3 protein-coding genes are annotated in these 3183 nt (G+C 54.7%); all 3 read left to right on the top strand.

Annotated elements, in window-relative coordinates; translation table 11 throughout:
• Window positions 1-126 (top strand): transposase (locus ABJO75_RS27965; protein ID WP_333483634.1); only part of this gene is annotated, 126 nt, incomplete at its 5' end.
• Between the two features lie 393 nt (window positions 127-519).
• Window positions 520-1422, top strand: coding sequence for a hypothetical protein (locus ABJO75_RS27970; RefSeq protein ID WP_348414033.1), 903 nt, complete (start codon window positions 520-522; stop codon window positions 1420-1422).
• A gap of 2 nt (window positions 1423-1424) precedes the next feature.
• Window positions 1425-2129: a hypothetical protein gene (locus ABJO75_RS27975; RefSeq protein ID WP_348414034.1), complete on the top strand. Its 705-nt coding sequence runs from the start codon at window positions 1425-1427 to the stop codon at window positions 2127-2129.
• Window positions 2130-3183 lie beyond the last annotated feature (1054 nt).

Consider the following 3183-nt stretch of genomic DNA (forward strand, 5'->3'; position numbering starts at 1 on the left):
AATCGCATCGAGATCATGTTCGGCAGGTTGAAAGATTGGAGACGGGTCGCGACCCGATACGACAGGTGCCCGAAGGTCTTCCTCTCCGCAATCGCGCTAGCGGCAACCGTCATCTATTGGCTATGAGTCCTGACCCTAGCACGGTTTCGGTTCAGACGACCGCTCCCACAGCAGACGATCAAGACAGTACCGCCGAAAGGTAGTGACGAGACCTCTATGCAAAGAGTTTATGATTGAACGAACAGGCTCTTCATCCACTCGCCACGGCTTCACCATATCCCCGTTTCCAAACTCGGCAAAAGACATTGAGCTGGAATCTGGACGGCATTGCTAAGTCAGACACATTCGGATTCGCTCCGCGGTCGTCCAGACGCCACACACTTCCTCGTATGTATCCAGTTTGCAACACACAGAGAGGGCCGAAGAATCAAGAACCTGTCCAAATAGATAGGTCCTTGAACCCCTTCTCCTTCCGTGAAAACCAATTCGAAAAAAAACGGAATGCAGGGACCGCAAGACATGATGACATCACTCCGCCGCCCACTTTCGGTGGCCCTTTTCTTATTTGCCTTGTCGCTGTCGTTCAATTCTCCGGCCACTTCCGGAGAAACATATGCACTGACGCCTCTCGACCGCCCCGCACTCACAGAAGCTGGCCCGATTATCGTCTCAGACAGCAAGCTGATCTTCAGCGATGGCTCGCAGATCGGTGTGACTGAAGTACCAGGGAACTTCGATCCCGAGGGTCTTCCGGATGACACGCAGGCCACATTCCTCGCAATCGAAGATGCCGACATTGGCAAGTCTCTTCCGTTCGAAACCTGCGACGGGCAACCCTTTCGATACGTGCTTGCCATGGAGCAACCCGAACAGGGCTTCGTCACACTGCTTTTCGGCACTAACGCCGAGCAGGCCACCTTCTTCGATCATGTGTGCCGTCGCTACCTGTTTCAGCGCCCGCCCAGGGCGTCAAAAGGACCTGACGGCGAAGAACTGTCCGGGAAGTGGATCCTACAGAAAGTCGGACCCGAAGACGGTGGCCCTGCCGTAGGTATCATTCTCCCTGCCGACACGGGGGCCAACGCTGAAGGCAAGCCCTACGCCTTCATCGCACGTTGCAAGAACAACACGACAGACGCTTTTGTCGCTTTCAACGAACAGAAGTCAGGCGATGCCCTGATGACGATCGTCGACATTGCCGGACAGTCGCGAAAGCAGGAGTTCTGGGGGCTTTCCAACAACAAGAGCTCTGCTTTTGTTCCTGGCTGGGCCGGAGATTTCCTCAAATCGATGGTTCGCGGGGACCAGATGACTCTGAATTTCGCAGAGCGAGGGCGTGTCGACTTCGACGTCGAATTCGATCTGCGCGGAATGGAGCCAGTTCTCCGCGAACTCTCCACCGCCTGCAACTGGAGCTTCTGAGCATGAAGCACTTGTCAAACTATCTCGGCCGTGTGACTAAAATGGTCACACGGCCGACAACCGCCCTCGCAGGTTTTCTCGGCATTATGCTGGCCTTCACTGACGCTGTGAGCCTGGCCACCTCGGCCCTGCTCAAACGCGAACAGCAGATCGAGGGGGTCACGCTCATCCGGACCGAAGAACAGCCCAAGGGGAAGCAGTTTGCAATTGCGGGAGCCTATCTCGATCTCGAACTTCTGTTGATCAACTGGCCCAAGGAGGGCGTGGCACTCTCCAGTGCCTCCCGCGCGCTGGCAGAGAACTACGAGTACATCACGTCACACGAGGCCAATCAGTACATCGACATCGGTGGCCTTGCCGGGATCGCACACAAGGCATTCCCTCTTCCTGCGGCCTCAACGCAAGGCGTTGTGGAAAAGGATTTTTCCGCGATTTTGTGCATTGCACAGGAAGCGAACAAGGCCGTCAACTATTGGAATGGTGTCGTCTATTCCGTCTTGCGGGAGCGGGGAGAGTGGACCTCTCTGGAAGGAGCAGAATTGGACGAGTTTTCACTTTTCCCCGAAGGTGAGAGTCTATCTCGGGCCGTTCAGATCGGCAACCGGGTCACCCGCGTGCAGCTCACGGCGGCTCGACTTGTTACGCTGGACCGGTTCGTGGCGTTCGGAGAAAACCCGTGCGACGAAAAGCGACTCGCCGCCTACTAAGAGCTCTTATCGTGTGAAAAGGGCTTCGCAAGTTCTCATGCGGTGCCCGACCCTGGGGTTGGACGATACTCGCGTGCATTGCAGCAATGACGAGACTGGTTCCCTTACTCAACGACAAGGAACACGCAGGTATCCAGCGCCTTTGCCTGCCGGCTGAAAGGCGGTAGCGTGTCCGGCTGAGTTGCCGATTGCATTCCTCGCGACGAACGTCCGGTCCTCCTGTGAATGTGTGGTAGTAGAGTGAGCATGGCAGGGAATACTGCGTTGCCGCGAGAAGCAAGGTGGTTGGCACTCCAGCCATTCGTGCTTGCCGCAGGATTTTTTGAATGGGCTCCGAGCAGCCTTGCGGCAGTGCGGCGCTTGGATTTTCGTTCCGGGCCGCCGCCAGTCGGCTTTCAGTGTAACCCCGGTTGACCGCTGTCAGCCCAAAGCGGACTCATCGCACCCGACTCGATTACACAATAGTTGACTTTGCTGCGCGGTCGGCAAACTGGTAAGGTGCGGACAATGCCGACGTTGAGATCAAAGCCGAGAGAACAAGAATGTGTAGATCGAGAACGACCCAGCGGAAAATAGCAGCAGGGTCTCAATACAAGCCAAAGAGAAAAAGACGAAACTGTATTTGTCTTTCTTATGAGGGAAATCATTGAAGTAAATCAGAGCAATAATTTTGACGCCAAACAGCTGATAAATGACGCTAAGCCCGAACACCGACACCGGTGTCGTCGCGTAGACCAGCAAGGACGCCACAAAGTTAAGAACTTGAAACCATATTAGTTTTTGCAGTGAAGGGGACGTCATCGCAGAACAAAGCCTCATTTTCCGCCAGACTAACTTTATTTCATCTCTGAGATCACATTTCGAGGGGCTTTTTGGGCTCTCTACAGCCGTTAGATCGTTCGCAGCATGTTCCCGAGATATAGCTGAAAGTTGGTGATGGCCCTGAGGGGCGGCATATCATGGCGTTGTTCACGCGCCGCAATTCTCATCTGAGAAAAGGATATGCCACATGACGACAAATACCATTACCCAATTGCCCGATCCACAGGGATTT

Source organism: Sedimentitalea sp., assembly GCF_039973035.1.
Lineage (GTDB): Bacteria > Pseudomonadota > Alphaproteobacteria > Rhodobacterales > Rhodobacteraceae > Sedimentitalea.